Origin of the sequence: Aliivibrio kagoshimensis (assembly GCF_050337105.1) — a bacterium.
Lineage (GTDB): Bacteria > Pseudomonadota > Gammaproteobacteria > Enterobacterales > Vibrionaceae > Aliivibrio_A > Aliivibrio_A kagoshimensis.
Map to the genome: position 1 here is coordinate 17,870 of NZ_JAKJSQ010000005.1, position 19,663 is coordinate 37,532.

The 19,663-nt window shown below is 43.8% G+C and carries 17 protein-coding genes; 9 read left to right on the plus strand and 8 right to left on the minus strand.

Going from position 1 to position 19,663, the window contains the following annotated elements; translation table 11 throughout:
- Positions 1–42: 42 nt before the first annotated feature.
- From aceF to ampD, 4 genes are all read right to left on the minus strand, one after another.
- Complete coding sequence (gene aceF / locus L4C32_RS02700; protein WP_428195312.1) at positions 43–1,896, minus strand: pyruvate dehydrogenase complex dihydrolipoyllysine-residue acetyltransferase; 1,854 nt, start codon at positions 1,894–1,896, stop codon at positions 43–45.
- Between the two features lie 11 nt (positions 1,897–1,907).
- Positions 1,908–4,574 (minus strand): pyruvate dehydrogenase (acetyl-transferring), homodimeric type, encoded by a 2,667-nt coding sequence (gene aceE / locus L4C32_RS02705; protein ID WP_428195313.1) that lies wholly within the window; start codon positions 4,572–4,574, stop codon positions 1,908–1,910.
- A 60-nt stretch (positions 4,575–4,634) separates the two neighbouring features.
- Complete coding sequence (gene pdhR, locus L4C32_RS02710) at positions 4,635–5,399, minus strand: pyruvate dehydrogenase complex transcriptional repressor PdhR (protein WP_428195485.1); 765 nt, start codon at positions 5,397–5,399, stop codon at positions 4,635–4,637.
- A 248-nt stretch (positions 5,400–5,647) separates the two neighbouring features.
- Positions 5,648–6,199 carry a 1,6-anhydro-N-acetylmuramyl-L-alanine amidase AmpD gene (ampD, locus tag L4C32_RS02715; protein ID WP_428195314.1) on the minus strand — a complete coding sequence of 184 codons (552 nt, stop codon included), beginning with the start codon at positions 6,197–6,199 and terminating at the stop codon, positions 5,648–5,650.
- Positions 6,200–6,342: 143 nt separating this feature from the next.
- On the opposite strand from ampD, the gene nadC reads away from it, so the two are divergent.
- The 8 genes from nadC to yacG all read left to right on the plus strand — a co-directional run bounded on the left by nadC (position 6,343) and on the right by yacG (position 13,278).
- On the plus strand, positions 6,343–7,233 hold the full coding sequence (nadC, locus tag L4C32_RS02720) for a carboxylating nicotinate-nucleotide diphosphorylase (protein ID WP_428195315.1): 891 nt from the start codon (positions 6,343–6,345) through the stop codon (positions 7,231–7,233).
- A gap of 179 nt (positions 7,234–7,412) precedes the next feature.
- Positions 7,413–7,787 carry a pilin gene (locus L4C32_RS02725; RefSeq protein ID WP_428195316.1) on the plus strand — a complete coding sequence of 125 codons (375 nt, stop codon included), beginning with the start codon at positions 7,413–7,415 and terminating at the stop codon, positions 7,785–7,787.
- A gap of 5 nt (positions 7,788–7,792) precedes the next feature.
- The gene (pilB, locus tag L4C32_RS02730) at positions 7,793–9,481 is read left to right on the plus strand and encodes a type IV-A pilus assembly ATPase PilB (RefSeq protein ID WP_428195317.1); all 1,689 of its coding nucleotides are present in this window, start codon (positions 7,793–7,795) and stop codon (positions 9,479–9,481) included.
- On the plus strand, positions 9,478–10,728 hold the full coding sequence (locus L4C32_RS02735; RefSeq protein ID WP_428195318.1) for a type II secretion system F family protein: 1,251 nt from the start codon (positions 9,478–9,480) through the stop codon (positions 10,726–10,728). Before pilB ends, L4C32_RS02735 begins: the two co-directional genes overlap by 4 nt.
- Before the next feature lie 64 nt (positions 10,729–10,792).
- Positions 10,793–11,680, plus strand: a complete 888-nt coding sequence (locus tag L4C32_RS02740; RefSeq protein WP_428195319.1) for a prepilin peptidase — start codon at positions 10,793–10,795, stop codon at positions 11,678–11,680.
- Entirely contained in the window at positions 11,680–12,312 is a 633-nt protein-coding gene (gene coaE, locus L4C32_RS02745; RefSeq protein ID WP_428195320.1) for a dephospho-CoA kinase, read from the plus strand. Before L4C32_RS02740 ends, coaE begins: the two co-directional genes overlap by 1 nt.
- A 17-nt stretch (positions 12,313–12,329) precedes the next feature.
- Positions 12,330–13,067 carry a cell division protein ZapD gene (zapD, locus tag L4C32_RS02750; protein ID WP_428195321.1) on the plus strand — a complete coding sequence of 246 codons (738 nt, stop codon included), beginning with the start codon at positions 12,330–12,332 and terminating at the stop codon, positions 13,065–13,067.
- A gap of 7 nt (positions 13,068–13,074) precedes the next feature.
- Positions 13,075–13,278 carry a DNA gyrase inhibitor YacG gene (gene yacG / locus L4C32_RS02755; RefSeq protein WP_428195322.1) on the plus strand — a complete coding sequence of 68 codons (204 nt, stop codon included), beginning with the start codon at positions 13,075–13,077 and terminating at the stop codon, positions 13,276–13,278.
- 45 nt (positions 13,279–13,323) lie between these two features.
- On the opposite strand, the gene mutT is transcribed toward yacG, so the two are convergent.
- Entirely contained in the window at positions 13,324–13,737 is a 414-nt protein-coding gene (mutT, locus tag L4C32_RS02760) for an 8-oxo-dGTP diphosphatase MutT (RefSeq protein WP_428195323.1), read from the minus strand.
- Positions 13,738–13,817: 80 nt separating this feature from the next.
- A complete protein-coding gene (gene secA / locus L4C32_RS02765; RefSeq protein ID WP_428195324.1) occupies positions 13,818–16,544 on the minus strand; it encodes a preprotein translocase subunit SecA in 2,727 nt (908 codons plus the stop codon).
- A 329-nt stretch (positions 16,545–16,873) separates the two neighbouring features.
- Here secA and L4C32_RS02770 point away from each other — a divergent pair, with 329 nt between their 5' ends.
- Positions 16,874–17,332 (plus strand): DUF721 domain-containing protein, encoded by a 459-nt coding sequence (locus L4C32_RS02770; RefSeq protein ID WP_428195325.1) that lies wholly within the window; start codon positions 16,874–16,876, stop codon positions 17,330–17,332.
- A 59-nt stretch (positions 17,333–17,391) separates the two neighbouring features.
- Here L4C32_RS02770 and lpxC read toward each other — a convergent pair whose 3' ends face one another.
- A complete protein-coding gene (gene lpxC, locus L4C32_RS02775; RefSeq protein ID WP_428195326.1) occupies positions 17,392–18,306 on the minus strand; it encodes a UDP-3-O-acyl-N-acetylglucosamine deacetylase in 915 nt (304 codons plus the stop codon).
- A 105-nt stretch (positions 18,307–18,411) separates the two neighbouring features.
- Positions 18,412–19,632, minus strand: a complete 1,221-nt coding sequence (ftsZ, locus tag L4C32_RS02780; protein WP_428195327.1) for a cell division protein FtsZ — start codon at positions 19,630–19,632, stop codon at positions 18,412–18,414.
- Positions 19,633–19,663: the final 31 nt, after the last annotated feature.

The window sequence follows — 19,663 nt, forward strand, 5'->3', positions numbered from 1 at the left end:
CGACGCTAACCAAACTGATTTGAGAGCGTCGTAACTATTCGTTTATAACACCAAACGGCGAATATCAGATAGACAACCATTCAAGTAAGTGATGAAGCGAGCACCCTCTGCACCATCAACCACACGGTGATCATACGACAGTGATAACGGTAACATTAGGCGTGGTTCAAAATCCTTGCCATTCCATACTGGTTTCATCTCTGACTTAGATACGCCTAAAATACCAACTTCTGGTGCATTAACAATAGGAGTAAACGCTGTTCCGCCAAGTCCACCAAGACTTGAAATAGTAAAACAGCCACCCTGCATGTCAGATGACGTTAACTTACCGCCACGTGCTTTCTTAGAGATAGTCATTAGCTCTTCAGAAAGTTCGTAAATACCTTTTTTGTTCACATCCTTAAAGACAGGAACCACTAAGCCATTTGGCGTATCAACCGCGATACCAATGTTAACGTACTTCTTCAGAATTAAGCTTGCGCCGTCATCAGACAGTGAAGAGTTAAATGATGGGAACTCTTCTAACGCCTTAGCAACCGCTTTCATGATAAACACTAAAGGTGTGATTTTCATGCCGCTATCTTTTTTGGCTTCAATGGCGTTCTGCTCTTTACGGAACGTTTCAAGAGCCGTGATATCTGCGTTATCCCATTGAGTTACATGAGGAATCATAACCCAGTTACGGTGCAAGTTTGCCCCAGATATCTTTTTGATGCGAGACAGTGGTTTGGTTTCGATATCACCAAACTTGCTAAAATCAATTTTCGGCCAAGGAAGAAGACCTAGTGCAGAACCGTCACCCGAACCTGATGCTGCAGCACCCGACTCTAAACGCTTCAGGGCTTCTTTCACGTAACTCTGAACATCTTCTCGTAAAATGCGGCTCTTACGACCCGTCCCTTTTACTTTCGATAGATTTACACCAAACTCACGTGCAATACGACGAACAACAGGTGAAGCATGCGCGTACTCATGATTCTCTTTAAACTCGGTTGCCGCAGGTGCGGTTGATGCAGGAGCCGCTACCGCAACAGGTGCTGCTGGTGCCGCTTGAGCGACAGGAGCAGCAACTGACGCTGAACCTTCAACCACAAACGTCATGATTAAAGAACCCGTTGATACTTTATCGCCCGCTGCGATTTTGATCGCTTTGATTGTGCCAGCAAATGGAGCAGGTACTTCCATAGAGGCTTTGTCGCCTTCAACCGTAATCAGAGATTGTTCCTCTGCAACGGTATCGCCAACTGCGACCATGATTTCAGTCACTTCTACTTCGTCACCACCAATATCAGGTACGTTGACATCTTTTTCAGCAGAGACGGCAACTGGCGCCGCAGCAACAGGTGCAACTGCTTGAGCAGGAGCTGAACCAGTAACTTCAAAAACCATGACTAGAGAGCCAGTAGATACTTTGTCGCCTGCGGCAACTTTAATCTCTTTTAACGTGCCAGCAAATGGCGCTGGAACTTCCATTGATGCTTTATCGCCTTCAACCGTCAAAAGAGATTGCTCTTCTTCAATGGAATCGCCTACTGCAACCATGATTTCAGTGACTTCTACTTCGTCACCACCAATATCAGGAACGTGAACCTCTTTCAGCTCAGCAACTGCTGGCGCTGTAGCTACAGGTGCTGCCGCTTCAACCGCTGGAGCTGCCGTAGCACTCTCAACGTCAAAGATCATAATAAGAGTGCCTGTTGATACTGAGTCACCTTCAGAGATTTTAATCTCTTTAACGGTACCCGCTTGAGACGCCGGTACTTCCATTGAAGCTTTGTCGCCTTCAACAGTGATCAGTGACTGCTCTTCTTCAACTCGGTCACCGACCTTAACAAGAATCTCAGTTACTTCAACCTCATCTGCACCGATGTCAGGTACATTAATTTCGATTGTCATTGTTATCTACCTTATGCGTATTGAGGGTTAGTTTTTTCAGTATCGATATTGAATTTTGCAATTGCTTCAGCAACCACAGTCTTCTCAATATCACCACGTTTAGCCAGTTCGGTTAGCGCAGCAACAACAACGTAGCCTGCGTTAACTTCGAAGTGACGACGTAGGTTTTCACGGCTATCTGAACGACCAAAGCCATCCGTACCCAGTACTTTGTATGACTCAGCAGGAACGAATGCACGTACTTGCTCAGCGTAGTTCTTCATGTAATCTGTAACTGCAATAGCAGGCTCATTACCTAGAACTTGAGTAATATAAGGAACTTTCGCTTCCGCTTCAGGGTGTAGCATGTTGTCACGCTCTACCGCTTGACCGTCACGAGTCAGCTCATTAAAAGAAGTGACTGCGTAAATATCAGACGCAACACCGTAGTCATCACTTAGTATTTGTGCTGCTTTACGCGCTTCATTCATGATAGTGCCTGAGCTCATTAGCTGAACTTTACCTTTACTACCTGCGTGAGATTCAAGCTTGTAAATACCTTTACGGATACCTTCTTCAGCGCCTTCTGGCATCGCTGGCATCGCGTAGTTTTCGTTCATGACTGTTAGGTAGTAGTACACGTTCTCTTGGCTCTCACCGTACATGCGACGAATACCGTCTTGCATGATTACCGCAAGTTCGTAAGCAAACGTTGGGTCGTAAGAGATACAGTTTGGCACTGTGTTGGCCATGATGTGTGAGTGGCCATCTTCATGCTGAAGACCTTCACCATTTAGCGTGGTACGACCTGCCGTTGCTCCCAATAGGAAACCTCGAGCTTGTTGGTCACCTGCTAGCCATGCCATGTCACCAATACGTTGGAAACCGAACATAGAGTAGTAGATGTAGAACGGGATCATTGGTAAGTCATTGGTGCTGTAAGATGTCGCAGCAGCAACCCAAGATGCCATTGAACCGAGTTCATTAATACCTTCTTGAAGTACCTGACCAGACGTCGCTTCTTTGTAGTAAGAGACCACACCGCGATCTTCAGGCGTATATTCTTGGCCATGTGGGTTGTAGATACCTACCTGGCGGAATAGACCTTCCATACCAAATGTACGTGCTTCATCACAAATGATAGGAACGATGTTCTTACCAATGTTCTTATCTTTAAGTAAGATATTTAGCGTACGTACGTAAGCCATTGTGGTTGAGATATCACGCTTTTGCTCACCTAGTAGAGGGGCAAATGCATCAAGCTCAGGCACTTTGAACTCTTGAGTAAACTTAGGCAGACGCTTAGGTGTGTAACCGTGTAGCGCATCACGACGAGCGTGCATGTATTTGTACTCTGCAGAACCTTCCTCTAATTTCAGGTAAGGAAGTTCAGTGATCTTCTCATTAGAAAGCAGATCTTCTAGGCCTAAACGATCACGTAGATGCTGAACATGAGTCATGTCCATTTTTTTCACACCGTGTGCAATGTTTTTGCCTTCTGCCGCTTCACCCATGCCGTAACCTTTAACGGTTTTAGCTAGGATTACGGTTGGCTTACCACTGGTCTCTTTCGCATTGTTGAATGCGGCGAATAGTTTCGACGAGTCATGACCACCACGCTTAAGCGCAAAGATTTCATCGTCCGTCATATCGGCAACTAATGCAGCGGTTTCTGGATACTTACCAAAGAAGTGCTCACGTACATACGCACCATCTTTTGATTTAAATGTTTGGTAATCACCATCGATAGTTTCATTCATTAACTGAAGAAGCTTACCTGTGCTGTCTTTCGCCAGTAGTGAATCCCAGTTGCTGCCCCAGATCACTTTAACAACATTCCAGCCAGCACCTTTAAATAGGCCTTCTAGCTCTTGGATGATACTACCGTTACCCATAACTGGGCCATCAAGACGCTGTAGGTTACAGTTAATAAGGAAACAAAGGTTGTCCAGTTTTTCACGGGCAGCGAAAGAGATCGCTCCGCGTGATTCTGGCTCATCCATCTCACCGTCACCTAGGAAGGCGTATACACGTTGAGCAGAAGTCTCTTTCAGACCACGACCGTCAAGGTACTTAAGGAAGCGTGCTTGATAGATAGCGGAAATAGGGCCAAGACCCATAGATACGGTTGGGAACTGCCAGAATTCAGGCATCAGTTTAGGGTGTGGGTACGAAGGAATCCCTTTACCATCCACTTCTTGACGGAAGTTATCTAGCTGCTCTTCTGTTAAGCGACCTTCAACGAAAGCACGAGAGTAGATACCAGGAGAGATATGCCCTTGATAATAAACCAGATCGCCACCATCAGTTTCATTTGGAGCACGGAAAAAATGGTTAAAACAGACTTCGTAAAAAGAGGCTGCTGACTGGTAAGACGCCATGTGGCCGCCTAAGTCTAAATCTTTCTTAGAAGCGCGAAGAACGATCATGATTGCGTTCCAGCGAATAATTGAACGAATACGACGCTCTAACGTTACATCACCTGGGTAAGCTGGCTCTTGTGTCGCTGGAATGGTGTTAATGTAATTTGTGTTGATACCCGTTGGCATATCAACACCGTCTAAACGTGCTTTATCCAATACTTGTTCTAACAGGTACTGAGCGCGCTCAACACCTTCTTCACGAACGACTGATTCAAGGGCTGCAAGCCACTCTTGGGTTTCTAAACTATCTACGTCGCTCTTCATGACTTCAGACATGGTGATCTTTCCTTTTATTGGTTTGATCCACAAAACTAATGATGTTGGAATAAAATAGGGTTATTCATTGCGTTGTTGAACTCGACGCAGAGAGCGTTCTCGACGACTCTCCTCTTTTGTCAGGTCTAACAACGTTTCTTCTATATAAGCCAAATGTGAGTGCGACGCTTCTCTTGCCTTTTCTGGTTGGCCAGAAACGATAGCTTCAACAATATTGGCTCTGTGTTTTCTCACTTTTTCAACCACATCACTGCGGCGATTAAGTAATTCAAAATTCTGTACTACGTTTTGCTCAAGAAGTGTCTCAAGGCCTCTAATGATATGCAGTAAAACCACATTATGAGCAGACTCCGTCACTGCGATTAAATATTTCATTACCGCTCGAGCTTCTGCGTGCAAATCACCTTTTTTTTGTGCTTCAGAGATCAAATCATTACAATCAAGAATGCGTTTATAGTCCTCTTCAGTTCCTCGAAGAGCTGCAAAATAGGAAGATATCCCCTCCAATGCATGACGCGATTCTAATAAATCTAGTTGAGTATCTGGGTGTGTCGATAATAATTCTAACAATGGCTCAGAAAAACTCTGCCATAGCTCTTCACAAACAAATGTCCCGCCGCCTTGGCGTCGAGTCAGTAACTTTTTACCTTCCAGTCGTTGAATCGCTTCTCTGACTGATGGTCGTGATACGTCAAACTGTTTCGCCAGCTCTCTTTCTGAAGGTAGCTTCTGCCCTGGAGAGAAGGTGCCTTCTGATATTAGCCTTTCTAGCTCTTGCTCTATCGCATCTGAGAGCTTTGGTTGACGAATCCGCTGATAAGCCATATTGCTATGTCCATCCATTAAAAGTCACCTTTACTTCAAAAGTGGTAAATGGTATTACCAATTTTATGTGAAGCTTATTTAACAATAAAATCATCACTTCGTCCAGCAAAAAGTTGACACAGGTCATAAATTGAGGGGGAAAACAACATTTACGCAACTCCGGTCACACAATTACCAACAATAACTGGTATTACCATTTACTATCGCAATACTTTTTTACCCATAAAGGAGTAGTTAATTAAAAGTGGTTATTTAGGACCTATTAGAGTGAACAACTTTGACCAGTCAAAAGAGAGACCAGGATCGGTTTTACGGCCAGGGGCAATATATTGATGACCCGTTACCCTTTGCGGGGTGATTTGAGGATATCGCTGCATAAGACTAAGGGTTAACGCCGACAAACTGCGATATTGTTCTTCGGTATAACCAATAAAGTCAGTCCCCTCCATCTCAATACCAATCGAATAATCATTACACCGTTCTCTGCCTGCAAACTGAGAGACACCAGCATGCCATGCACGCGCATTAAAAGGGACAAACTGAATCACCTGCCCATCACGACGAATCAGACAGTGTGCCGAGACTCGATGCTGATGAATCTGCGCAAAAAACGGATGTTCATTAGGGTTTAAGGTACCCGTGAAGAGCTGCTCTATATATGGGCCTCCAAATTGGCCGGGTGGTAAGCTGATGTTATGTACAACCAATAATGAGATATCAGTGTCATCATTTCTACTATCAAAATAGGGGGACTCAACTCTCAGTACCCCTTCTAGCCAGTGGCAGTCTAAAATATTCATCTTTCTCTATTTATCCTTATCGTGAAGGCCACTAAACTTGTGATGATTTAGCTGCAAAGGTATCATCCTGAGTGCATGACTAATAGCATCAACTATTCACACCTTATAATGACACGGGTTACTTTAAAGATATGGACACCACTATGATAAAAGCACACGACAGTCAGTCACGTCTTGCCTACCTAAAGCAGCAACTTCCTGCGGAAATCACTCGCAGTGTTCAAGAAGCACTTAAAGAGGATCTTGGTGGAACATTAGACCAAAATGCAGACATCACTGCTAGCCTAATTCCCAAAACTGCTCGTAATGTGGCAACGATCATCACCAGAGAGCAAGGTGTTTTTTGTGGTCAAGCCTGGGCCGATGAAGTCTTTAAGCAGCTTGGTGGAGAAGTGACTATCGAGTGGCTGGTGAAAGATGGCGATACTCTCGTCCCAAACCAAACTCTGTGCACCCTATCTGGCCCTTCACGCGCTCTCTTAACCGGTGAGCGTAATGCAATGAACTTCATTCAAACGCTATCTGGTTGTGCTTCCGCAACCGCCATATATGCAAAAGCAATTGAAGGCACACAATGTCGCCTATTGGATACACGAAAAACCATTCCAGGGCTTCGCAGTGCGCTTAAATATGCCGTCGCTTGCGGTGGTGGTTTTAATCATCGTATTGGCGTTTTTGATGCCTATCTGATCAAAGAAAACCACATTATCGCCTGTGGCGGTATTGAAAAAGCCATTTCCACCGCCAAAAACCTCAACCCAGGAAAGCCGGTCGAAGTGGAGACGGAAAGTTTGGATGAGATGCAACACGCTATCGACGCGGGGGCCGACATCGTCATGCTTGACAATTTTTCAACCGAAATGATGAGAGAAGCTGTCCGACTTAACAATGGCAGAGCCAAGCTCGAAAACTCAGGTAATGTGACATTAGAAACAATCCGCGAGTATGCGGAAACTGGTGTTGATTACATCTCTGTAGGCGCACTCACCAAACACGTTAAAGCCCTAGACCTCTCAATGCGCTTTCAAGACTAGCAGATAGGGGCCGCTTATCCGTTGCGGCCCTCATTTTGAACTCACTCGCAGCCTCTCCTTATCACCGTGCAACAAGCAAAAAAAAATCGTAAACCTCGCCGAGCAAACGTAACCTCTTCATACCCAAGCCGTCGTTAACTTCCTATTCTCAAAAATCACTTTTGAAATAGGATTACACCATGTCGAAACAACTCGGATTTACCCTTATTGAACTGATGATTGTAGTGGCCGTGATCGCCGCTCTTAGTGCGATTGCTCTGCCTAAATATCAAGACTTTGTGGAAAAAGGAAAAGCGGGCGCCGCCTATGCAACCGCAACGGCATTAAAAACCGGTGTAGAGAGCTTTATTGCTGAGACGGGAAATTTCCCGACCACCTCCTCAGCGGTTAATGCCACACCATTCTCTTTAGGGACACTAACTGTCGGCTCCGATAAAGTGGAAGTGAGTGTCACTAATGGTCCCTCTATTACCTTAAATCGCGATGATACCACCTCAATATGGACCTGTACCTTAACCACATCTGCAAATATATCGATTCAAGGCTGCTCATAATACTGATGGGGAGCAATCTAACGACAATCCTCCGCCATGCTGGTTTACTGACTGAACAACAGGAGCAAGCCGCCATTGAGAGAGTGAATAAACAAAACGGCTCGGTACCGTCAGCGTTAGTTGATTTAGATTTTTTTGACGGGGCCGCTCTGTTAGGTCATCTTACTCAGTTGTTTGGTATTTCTACAACGACATTGAATCAGTACGATTTTACTCAATGCGCACACCAACTGGCTATTCAGACGCTTATCTGCCGTCACAACGTATTACCTCTAGAGATTAATGAGCAACATATTCTATTAGGGGTATCCGATCCGACCAATAATCAAGTGGAAAATGAGCTGCAATTTTGTTGCAACAAAAGAGTTGAGATCATTCTAATAGAAACACATCAACTCGATAGCGCAATCCACCAGCTTTACGCGGCATCAGCACACTCCAAAAATTCAGCAGCCTCTCAAGTAAGCAGTAAAGAGTTAGCTGAGTCGATGCAATTTGAGATTAACGAGCCGAGCCCTTCTGCTGATATTCATGATAACGATGCGCCAGTCAGTCGCTACATCCACCAAATATTACTTACCGCGGTAAAAAAAGGAGCTTCAGATATTCACTTTGAACCCTACGAAACTCTCTACCGTATAAGGATGCGCTGTGACGGCCTATTATACGAAACGTCACGCCCTAGCCATCACCTCTCAAGAAGGCTCTCTTCGCGCTTAAAAATCTTGGGGAAGCTTGATATTGCAGAGCGAAGATTGCCTCAAGATGGCCGAATTAAACTGCCCCTAACCCAAGACTCTTCTATGGAATTTAGAATATCGACCCTCCCCACATTGTGGGGGGAGAAAATTGTACTTCGTCACATCGATTCACGATCAAGTCGATTAGCCATCAATGAACTTGGCTTTAGTACCATACAACAGCAGCTGTTTGTAAACGCTTTAACCAAACCGCAAGGGTTAGTATTGGTTACTGGCCCGACGGGGAGCGGAAAAACAGTGACGCTCTATTCAGGTCTTAATCACCTCAACGCGGTAGAACGAAATATTTCCACCGTAGAGGACCCAATCGAGATGAACATTGAGGGGGTGAATCAAGTTCATATCAATCCTGCCATTAATTTGACCTTTTCGAGTGTACTAAAAGCCTTTCTTAGACAAGACCCTGATGTGCTGATGATTGGTGAGGTTCGTGACTTTGAAACCGCTGACATTGCAATTAAGGCATCTCAAACAGGCCATTTGGTGTTATCGACACTACACACGAACTCCGCTGCTGAGACCATCATTCGATTATCCAGTATGGGGATTGAGCTATACAACCTGCTTTCAGCAATATCACTCGTCATCGCGCAACGTTTAGCACGGAGACTCTGCTCATATTGTAAGGTCGTTGAACCGAATCAATACGCGATCAAGGCTGAACTTGGCATCACACAAGCGCAACCGTTATATAAGGCGAAGGCGACGGGTTGTGAACGTTGCAATAAAGGTTATTATGGCCGAATCGGTGTCTATGAGGTAATGCCTATCGACCCTCGACTGCTGAATAACATCAATAAAGAGAGCAGTGCTGCTCAACTTCAATCCGTTGCCATCGAGCAAGGAATGATAACCTTAAACCAATCTGGGCTGCTTCATTTGTCATCGGGGATCATTAGCTATCCGGAGCTGCAGCGAATCCTCTTATTATGATCAGTCAACGTTCATCCATATCGCAACACTCTACAGAAGGAACCCTATCTTCTTTCTATTGGAAAGGTTATCACAACGATGGCCGTAGAGTTTCAGGAAAAACAGTCGCGCGCAGTGAACGAGAAGTCACCGAACAGTTAGAGCGCGAAAGTATCTCCATTGATCGGCTGAAACGAAGAAGAGTATCGCTGTTTGACCACTATAAGCATGCGATAAGACGTAGCGATATCATACTACTCACTCAACAAATCACCACTATGCTACAAAGTGGCATTCCGATTATTCAATCTCTACAGCTCATTCAAAACAATCAATATAAAGCAGAGCTTAACGCCTTACTGTTACAGCTTATAACAAACCTAAATGCAGGGCTTACCTTATCGGCTTCACTAAAAGCCAGCCATCGACACTTTGATCCATTTTATATCAACATGGTTCTCGTTGGCGAAGAGACAGGTAACTTATCTGACGCGTTTGAACGAGTGGTCAACTACCAACAAAAGAGTCGTCGACTTCGCGCCAAAACAATCAAAGCCATGATCTATCCGACCACAGTGATTTTGGCAGCACTGACTGTTACGGTGTTGATGCTTATTTATGTCATTCCAGAGTTCGAATCCATTTTTCACAGTTTTGGTGCGCAACTTCCCTGGTTAACTCAACAGATCGTCTCATCATCAAAATGGCTCACTCAGCATGGTTTGACGTTATTGGTCACTTTACTGTTCATCCTCGTTACTTTTCATCACATAAAAAAACGATCATTAAAGTGTCAACGTTTGATCAGCCGATACCTTCTACGTCTTCCTCTAATTGGTAACATCATTTCAAAAACCTCCATTGCCGCCTTCAGCGCGACCCTAGCAGCCTGTTACAGTGCGGGAGTTCCAATCCTAACGGGTCTGTCGACAGCATCCAAAAGCTGTAGGAATCACTACTACCAACAGCAGTTCTGCTCGGTTCAACATAGCGCTGCATCGGGCGTGCCTATCTACTTATCCATGCGTCAAACTGACGTATTCCCAGAATTTGTCATTCAGATGGTAATGATTGGCGAAGAGTCAGGAAATTTAGAAAAAATGCTTTGCCGAATTAGTGATATCTACGAAGATGATGTGAGCAATACCATAGATAACTTAAGTGAAATCCTCGAACCTATAATTATAGTGACGCTTGGCATTGTAATTGGTGGCATGGTAGTAGCCATGTATCTTCCCATTTTTAATTTGATGAATATCATCAACTAACTGGGTTGGTATCAGAACAAATGATAGGTAGAATCGGTATACACAATTTCTGTTGAGAATCGTAATGGCACTATTTGATTATTCCCCTTGGTTATTCCCACTGCTTGCCTCAATCTTCGGCCTTTTAGTCGGCAGCTTTTTGAATGTAGTGATTTACCGGTTGCCAATTATGATGGAACGCGAGTGGAAAAAAGAGTGCCTCGACTGCTTTCCCGATCTAACATCGTCAGCGAATGATCCTAAGCAAGATGAACCTTTTAATTTAAGCCTTCCTCGATCGCGCTGCCCTAGCTGTAGCACTCCCATTAAATTGATAGACAATATCCCGTTGTTTAGTTGGTTGATGTTGAAGGGTAAGTGTCGTCACTGTAAAACGACAATCAGTTTTCGTTACCCGGCCATCGAGTTACTGTCAGCCATCTTATCTGCCCTTGTTGCTATTCGATTCCCATTATCTGAGTTTGCTGTAGCAGCCCTTTTTTTCACTCTCATATTGATTGCAGCTACCTTCATCGATCTTGATACCATGCTGTTGCCAGACCAATTAACCTTACCACTGCTTTGGTCCGGTATTTACCTCGCACTTGTTGGATGGAGCCCTGTATCTTTGCAAGATGCCGTTATAGGCGCGATTGCTGGCTACCTTATTCTTTGGAGTATCTACTGGATTTTTAAATTACTCACAGGGAAAGAAGGGATGGGTTATGGCGATTTTAAACTACTTGCTGCATTAGGGGCTTGGTTAGGCTGGCAACAACTGCCATTTCTTATTCTTCTCTCCTCAATTGTAGGATCCATCATTGGTATTGCCCTATTAAGAGCACAAAAAAAGGGACTCAATAAAGTGTTTCCTTTTGGACCATTTCTCGCTATTGCTGGTTGGATCAGCCTGATGTGGGGGGCGGAGATCACCAACTGGTATCTTACTTCCATGCTAGGGATGCCACAGTAATGAATCATAAATCACACACATTTGTAGTTGGCGTGACTGGCGGTATTGGCAGTGGAAAAACCACGGTAACTAACCTATTTCATGAACTGTATGGCATAGAGATTGTTGATGCAGATATCATTGCCCGCGAGGTTGTTGCGCCGAATAGTGAAGGGTTATCTAAGATCGTCACTCACTTTGGGAGTGATATTCTACTCTCTAATGGCCGACTCAATCGTGAGAAGCTAAGAGCAATAATTTTTAGTCAACCTGACGAAAAGAGCTGGTTGAATGAGCTGCTTCACCCTATGATCCGCCAACAAATGCTTACTCAAGCTCAAGCAACAACGTCCCCATACTGCCTTCTGGTTATTCCATTACTGATAGATAATGGTTTACAATATTTAGTGGATAGAATATTGGTCATCGACGTCGATCAACAGACACAAATAAGTCGTACCGCCAATCGTGACTCTGTTACCATTGAGCAAGCAAAGAGCATTCTCTCTGCGCAAATAAGTCGTGAAGAGAGGCTCGCTTTTGCCGACGATGTCATCAATAATAATGGCGACAATAGCGAACTAAAGCCTATAATAGGGCTCTTACATGAACAATACTTAGCACTTGCCTCTACTTTTAGCGAAAACGGATAATCTATATGGCTGATGGGATGAACTTTCTCAAATTCGAACATCCTCTAAATGAACAGACTCGCTTCTACCTTCGAGTCGAGTTTCTTCTTGAACAGGTTAAGAGTTCGAGTTCATTTTCTGAACATTTTCAGTATCAAATCTTTTTCCGCTCTCTTTTTGATCTGCTTGATATTTTCGAGCAAGTACAGCTAAAGAGCGAATTAGCTAAAGATTTGGAAAAGCAGAAACTCAAGTTTAAAGGCTGGCTGGATGTGCCGGACGTCGATCAAGATACTCTTCGCTCGCTTCTTGATGATATTGATACCTGTCGCCACCAACTCATGACCCCAGAACGTTTAGGCAAGTGCCTGCGCGAAGATAAGTTCCTAAGTGCTATCAAGCAGAGGTTCACTATTCCCGGTGGCAGCTGTTGTTTCGATCTTCCTGCTCTGCACTACTGGTTAAAGCTATCTAAAGAGAAGCAAGTGGACGATATCTCCCATTGGGTTAAACAGCTCTCTATGATCATTGAGCCTCTCAATTTATGTTTAAAACTGATTCGCGAATCATCACTGTTTCAAGATAAAATAGCTAGCAAAGGTTTTTTTCAAAGTGATATGGATGAGGCGAACCTTCTCCGGTTAGATATTCCGATGGATGCTGGGGTTTATCCAATGATATCAGGACATAAGAATCGGTTTGCGTTGCGCTTTCTCTCTTTTGAATCGAATCAAAATTGCGACAAAGACATTGAGTTTAAATTAGCCGTCTGCTGAGGACATAATGAATAAAGAGACATCAAAAATCACCACCGTTAAATGCCCAACTTGTCAGACAAACGTCATTTGGGATAAGAGTAGCCCCCTTCGTCCATTTTGCAGTAAACAGTGTCAGATGATCGATTTTGGCGAATGGGCCGATGAAGAGAAAGCGATACCAGGCGCCCCTGATATGTCCGACTCTGATGGTTGGTCTGATTCAGAATAGCCCTACTCAACAGCTTAATGAATATTTAAGCTGTTGTTTATTCTTCTATTTACTGCCTACGCGTTCCATAACCAGCTTCACCACAGGCTCATTCGCTTCAGGAAATGGGTAATTACTTAACTGTTCAACCTTCACCCACTCACCTTGCTGACCCTCTTTTCCATACGGTTCATTATCAAACGTCAGTACATTAATAAAATCAAATTTTAATGCCTTATCAGGGTAATCAAACTCAAGCTGGATTAATGGCTCTAAAGAGGTTGAAGTGATACCCACCTCTTCCTCAAGTTCGCGTATTAACGCTTGCTCAGCACTCTCTCCCTGTTCAACTTTGCCACCGGGAAACTCCCAGAAACCGCCTTTATGCAGATGATCGGCTCTTTTAGTAATGAAAATTTTGCTTTGATCACTATTATAAATAACCCCTGCGGCTACCCAGATTCGTTTTTTATCTATCATCTATTTTCTACCATTATAAATAGTCCATTGACAAAAAAGGCCGCAATAGCGACCTTTTGTTATTTGAAACAGCTTACACGCTAGATTTTACCATGACACTGTTTGTATTTCTTACCAGAGCCACATGGGCAAGGTTCATTACGGCCAACTTTACGCTCTTCACGCACCATCGGTGAATCACCCTGCTCTTCAGACCCAGAGCCGTCCGATAGTTGATTTTCAGCAGATTGATGCTGTAGTTTCTGCTGACGAGCAATCACTTCTGCTTGAGCGATTCTCTCCGCTTCCATACGTTCAACGTCTTCTTGCTGTTGAACACGCACTTTGCTCAAAATACCAATTACGTCATATTTCAGTGAATCGAGTAGACCTTCAAACAGTTCAAAAGACTCACGCTTATACTCTTGTTTCGGGTTTTTCTGAGCATAACCGCGAAGATGAATACCTTGACGAAGGTGATCCATGGCGGCCAAGTGCTCTTTCCACAATCCATCAAGAGTTTGCAACATAACTGCTTTTTCAAAGTTACGTAACACAGAGGCTCCTACTACCTCCTCTTTGTTTTTATACGTCTCGACTGCCGTTAGCATGATCTTCTCGCGAAGAGCCTCTTCATACAATTTATCATCGTCATCCAACCACTGTTGAATCGGCATATCCAGATCGAACTCTGCACGTAGCAGATCTTCTAGCCCTTTAATATCCCATGTATCATCCATAGATTGTGGCGGGATATGTTGATCTAAAATGCCTTCAAAGACATCTTGACGGTTTAGCTCAACCATCTCACTAATATCATCAACATTCATTAACTCATCACGTAACTCATACACCACTTTACGCTGGTCATTGGCCACATCATCGTACTCAAGCAACTGCTTACGAATATCAAAGTTACGTCCTTCAACTTTACGTTGCGCATTCTCAATCGCTTTAGTAACCCAAGGGTGCTCGATCGATTCGCCCTCTTCCATACCCAACTTCTTCATCATGTTAGACACACGATCAGAGGCAAAGATACGCATTAAGCCATCTTCCATGGATAAGTAGAAACGAGAAGAACCGGCGTCACCTTGACGGCCAGAACGACCACGAAGCTGATTATCAATACGTCTAGATTCATGTCGTTCAGTACCGATAATATGCAAGCCACCAGAAGCCAAGACTTTATCGTGATCTTTTTTCCACTCTTGCTTAATATTTGCGATCTGCTCATCGGTTGGGTTAGTCAGTTTAGCGATTTTATCTTGCCAGCTACCACCTAGAACAATATCGGTACCACGTCCAGCCATGTTGGTTGCAATCGTAACTGAACCTTCTGCCCCAGCGTTCGCAACGATATCCGCCTCTTTTTCGTGGAACTTAGCATTAAGAACGTTATGTTTAATTTTTGCTTTCTTCAACGCCTCAGACAGTAACTCTGATTTCTCGATAGAAACGGTACCCACTAAGATTGGCTGGCCATTTGCTGAGCGCTCTTTAATGTCATTACAAATCGCAACAAACTTCTCAGCTTCTGTCATATAGACCAAATCACCCATGTCATCACGAACCATAGGTTTGTTTGTAGGGATAACCACAGTATCTAAGCCGTAAATCGACTGAAATTCGAACGCTTCCGTATCCGCAGTACCTGTCATACCTGACAGTTTGCTGTATAAACGGAAGAAATTCTGAAAGGTTATTGAAGCAAGGGTCTGGTTTTCATTTTGAATCTTAACCCCCTCTTTTGCTTCAACAGCTTGATGTAGCCCTTCAGACCAACGACGACCAGGCATCGTACGGCCAGTATGCTCATCTACAATGATCACTTCATCATCTTTCACAATGTAGTCTACATCGCGCTCAAACAGCACATGGGCACGTAATGCCGCATTGATGTGATGTAACAGACTGATGTTTGCTGGAGAGTAAAGGGTGTCTGTCTCTTCCATCAAACCATTTGTTTTCAGTAGCTGCTCAACAAACTCCTGACCGTTTTCGGTTAGGTGAGTCTGTTTGCCTTTTTCGTCCAGTGTATAGTGACCTTCACCGCGGTACTCTTCACTGTCTTCTTCAGCTTGTCGTTCAAGTGAAGGGATCAATGTATTGATCTTGGCATAGAGCTCGGAGCTATCTTCAGCTGGCCCTGAGATGATAAGTGGCGTACGAGCTTCATCGATTAAGATAGAATCCACCTCATCGACTACGGCAAAGTAGCGCTCGCGTTGTACACGATCTTCAGCACGGAAAGCCATATTGTCACGCAAGTAGTCAAAACCGAACTCATTATTCGTGCCATATAGGATATCGCACAAGTACGCTTCTTTTTTTACTTCAGGTGGTACGTTAGGTAAGTTAATACCTACGCTAAGGCCTAAAAATTCAAATAATTCACGGTTTGTTTCGGCATCTCGAGCTGCTAAGTAGTCATTCACTGTAACAATGTGAACGCCCTTGCCAGTTAATGCATTTAAATAAACAGGTAATGTCGCGGTTAAGGTCTTACCTTCACCCGTACGCATCTCTGCAATTTGGCTATTGTTTAGTACCATGCCGCCAATCAGCTGAACATCAAAGTGACGCATACCATAGATACGCTTTGATGCTTCTCTTACCGTTGCAAAAGCTTCCGGTAATAAAGTGTCCAGTGATTCACCTTTATCAAGACGTTCACGGAACTCAACTGTCTTGGCTTTTAATTCTTCGTCTTGTAGAGATTCAAATTGTGGTTCTAGATTATTAATTTCATCTACAACTTTGCGTAGCTTGCGTAATGTTCTGTCATTACGGCTACCGATTACTTTCGTGAGTAGTTTAGATAACATGATGCTATTGATTCTCTCTTAAASGGGATCTCGTCGGATCAAAATTCATTAGTAGAACAGAAAATATTAATACCGTTGATAATAACGCTATTTCACTGAAATATTAAAGTTATATGGGGTCATTTTCAGCCCAATTCAAGTTTTTAGCTAAAAACTTTGAAACTGCATACCGTTTGTTCATATTTCCACCTTTAAAATCAACAAAAAACCTCACTTCTATACGAAGTTTTACTCCTGTTTTTTCCGTAACCAATCTATATATTGAGCAAACTCCATCAATACGCCATAATCAAGCGATACCCTTTAGTCGTTTATTGCGAGATTTAATCATGCGAGATCACAGACCTCAGCTTACAGAAGCCCTATTCGCAAATAATCGCTTTAGTGACATTCAAAAAAAAGCGTCTGCACTAGCTCAGTTTAACGCTATCCTCTGTGACATCCTTCCAGCCGAATCACAACAACATTGTCGGGTGGCAAATTATCGCCAAGGTTCATTAGTGATTGAAACCTCAAGCCCAGCTTGGAAAATGAGAATTAACTACGACAGACTTCGTATCATTTCTCAGTTTCGCCAACATGGATTACCCTCATTGACCAATATTGAGGTGGTCATCAACCCAGACTTGGGAAGAGGGATTAGTGCTATCAATACGATTAAGAAAGAGGTCTATAAGGAGAGGGAGATATCTGATGTGGCGGCATCGTCTATTCTAGCAGTATCAGAAATGGCGCCACCTAAGCTCAAAGAGTTAATGAAAAAAATTGCTGCTCACGCTAAAAAGTAATTTATTTCAGGCATAAAAAAAGCCAAGTTTTCACTTGGCTTCATAATCTGTTTATCTATTTAGACCAAAACCATTCCTGGTTGAGCAAATGCAACTGGAGACTCTTGGCCTTCAAATGTTGCCCATTCCCATGCTTCTTGATCCGCTAATACTGCACGTAGTAGCTGATTGTTCAATGCGTGACCTGGTTTATAAGCTTTAAACTCACCAATAATACTGTGACCACACATGTAGAGATCGCCAATAGCATCAAGCACTTTATGAGTAACAAACTCATTATCGTAACGCAGTCCATCTTCGTTCAGAATTCTAAACTCATCAAGAACGATAGCATTATCGAAGCTACCACCAAGACATAGGTTTTGCGATTGAAGGTACTCAATATCACGCATAAAACCAAATGTACGAGCACGAGAAATATCTTTAATAAAAGATTGGCTTGAGAAATCCAGAACTAAATTCTGTACATCTGCATCAATAGCTGGATGATCAAAGTCGATAGTGAAATCAAGACGAAAACCATCAAAAGGTTGTATCTCTACCCACTTATCGCCATCTTCAATACGCACAGGTTTCTTAATTCGAATAAAACGCTTCGCCGCATTTAATGTCTCTATTCCAGCAGATTGGAGTAAGAAAACAAATGGGCTTGCGCTGCCATCCATAATTGGAATTTCTGGCGCATCAACTTCAATGATAACGTTATCGATACCCATTCCTGCCAGTGCAGCATTCAAATGCTCAACGGTTGAAATGCGCACACCTTCGTCATTCACCAAAGCGGTGCATAACATGGTGTCACGAACAGACTCAGGATCCGCAGGGAAATCAACCGGAGGGTTGAGATCGGTACGACGGTAAATAACACCAGTATTAGCTGCTGCTGGTCGTAAAATAAGCGTCACCTTGCGCCCAGAGTGAAGACCCACCCCAGTAGTTTGTACGATGCTTTTAAGTGTGCGTTGTCTGATCATCTGCTTGTCTCAACTATTTCTGTGTTGCAATCCAACTGGGCTCTAATAAGCCCGGTCGGGAATACTAACACGTTAGACCACTAAAACCAAGCAACTGTTGATATATTAATCAGCCTGACGACGTAAGAACGCAGGAATGTCTAAATAATCTTCTTTTTGCTCTGGTTGCTTTTTAGCCACGCTACTTTGTGCTGGCGTTCCAGATGTTGCCGCTGGAGCGCTAGATTGTGGCTCAATATTTTTAGCCTGCAAAGGCTGTGCCGCTTTCTCTTCAGGCTGCCTTGCTTGAGTCGACGCTGCAACATGCTGTGGTGTAGCTACCGCTTGAGTCGGTTTACTGGTTGTCACTAAGGTGATATCAGGTTTCTTTTCATTACCAATACCCGTCGCAACGACAGTAACTCGAATTTCATCAGTCATATCAGGGTCTAGAGAGGTACCAATAACAACCGTTGCATTATCCGAAGCGAATGCTTTAACCGTATTACCAACCGTCTCAAACTCATCCAAACGCATATCTAAACCAGCGGTAATGTTCACAAGGACACCACGAGCACCGGCTAAATCGATGTCTTCAAGTAGAGGGCTTGAGATGGCCATTTCTGCCGCCTCTTCAGCACGCTCTTCACCACTGGCAATCCCACTCCCCATCATCGCATGACCCATTTCTGACATCACAGTTCTGACATCCGCGAAATCGACGTTAATCATGCCTGGGCGTGTTATTAGCTCAGCGATACCTTGAACGGCATTTCGAAGTACGTCATTAGCTTTTGCAAACGCTTCAAGCAATGTAATACCACGTCCAAGGACTTTTAATAACTTTTCATTTGGAATCGTAATTAATGAATCCACATGTTTTGAAAGCTCTTCAATGCCTTGCTCAGCAAACGCAAGACGTTTTCTGCCTTCAAAACTGAAAGGTTTAGTGACAACGGCTACGGTTAAAATATCCAACTCTTTTGCTATTTCAGCAATAATTGGAGCTGCTCCGGTTCCGGTTCCACCGCCCATTCCAGCTGCTATAAATACCATATCGGCACCACTGAGCACATCTTTAAGGGCTTGTCGATCTTCGAGAGCTGCATCACGTCCTACCTGAGGGTTTGCACCCGCGCCTAGACCTTTTGTAATCTCTCCACCAATCTGAATTACTGTATTCACGCTTGCTTTACGAAGCGCTTGTGCATCAGTATTTACGCTGATGAACTCTACACCTTCTATAGACTCACGTACCATGTGTTCAACAGCATTACCGCCGCCGCCACCAACTCCAACGACTTTAATTACTGCATCGTCGGACATTTCCATCATCGGCTCAAACATTTGCTCTCTCCGTTCCTTCCTGTTTGCATCA

Coding starts and splice junctions, on each gene's coding strand:
- aceF (WP_428195312.1), bottom strand. CDS start 1,896: ATGACAATCGAAATTAATGTACCTGACATCGGTGCAGATGAGGTTGAA.
- aceE (WP_428195313.1), bottom strand. CDS start 4,574: ATGTCTGAAGTCATGAAGAGCGACGTAGATAGTTTAGAAACCCAAGAG.
- pdhR (WP_428195485.1), bottom strand. CDS start 5,399: ATGGCTTATCAGCGGATTCGTCAACCAAAGCTCTCAGATGCGATAGAG.
- ampD (WP_428195314.1), bottom strand. CDS start 6,199: ATGAATATTTTAGACTGCCACTGGCTAGAAGGGGTACTGAGAGTTGAG.
- nadC (WP_428195315.1), top strand. CDS start 6,343: ATGATAAAAGCACACGACAGTCAGTCACGTCTTGCCTACCTAAAGCAG.
- L4C32_RS02725 (WP_428195316.1), top strand. CDS start 7,413: ATGTCGAAACAACTCGGATTTACCCTTATTGAACTGATGATTGTAGTG.
- pilB (WP_428195317.1), top strand. CDS start 7,793: ATGGGGAGCAATCTAACGACAATCCTCCGCCATGCTGGTTTACTGACT.
- L4C32_RS02735 (WP_428195318.1), top strand. CDS start 9,478: ATGATCAGTCAACGTTCATCCATATCGCAACACTCTACAGAAGGAACC.
- L4C32_RS02740 (WP_428195319.1), top strand. CDS start 10,793: ATGGCACTATTTGATTATTCCCCTTGGTTATTCCCACTGCTTGCCTCA.
- coaE (WP_428195320.1), top strand. CDS start 11,680: ATGAATCATAAATCACACACATTTGTAGTTGGCGTGACTGGCGGTATT.
- zapD (WP_428195321.1), top strand. CDS start 12,330: ATGAACTTTCTCAAATTCGAACATCCTCTAAATGAACAGACTCGCTTC.
- yacG (WP_428195322.1), top strand. CDS start 13,075: ATGAATAAAGAGACATCAAAAATCACCACCGTTAAATGCCCAACTTGT.
- mutT (WP_428195323.1), bottom strand. CDS start 13,737: ATGATAGATAAAAAACGAATCTGGGTAGCCGCAGGGGTTATTTATAAT.
- secA (WP_428195324.1), bottom strand. CDS start 16,544: ATGTTATCTAAACTACTCACGAAAGTAATCGGTAGCCGTAATGACAGA.
- L4C32_RS02770 (WP_428195325.1), top strand. CDS start 16,874: ATGCGAGATCACAGACCTCAGCTTACAGAAGCCCTATTCGCAAATAAT.
- lpxC (WP_428195326.1), bottom strand. CDS start 18,306: ATGATCAGACAACGCACACTTAAAAGCATCGTACAAACTACTGGGGTG.
- ftsZ (WP_428195327.1), bottom strand. CDS start 19,632: ATGTTTGAGCCGATGATGGAAATGTCCGACGATGCAGTAATTAAAGTC.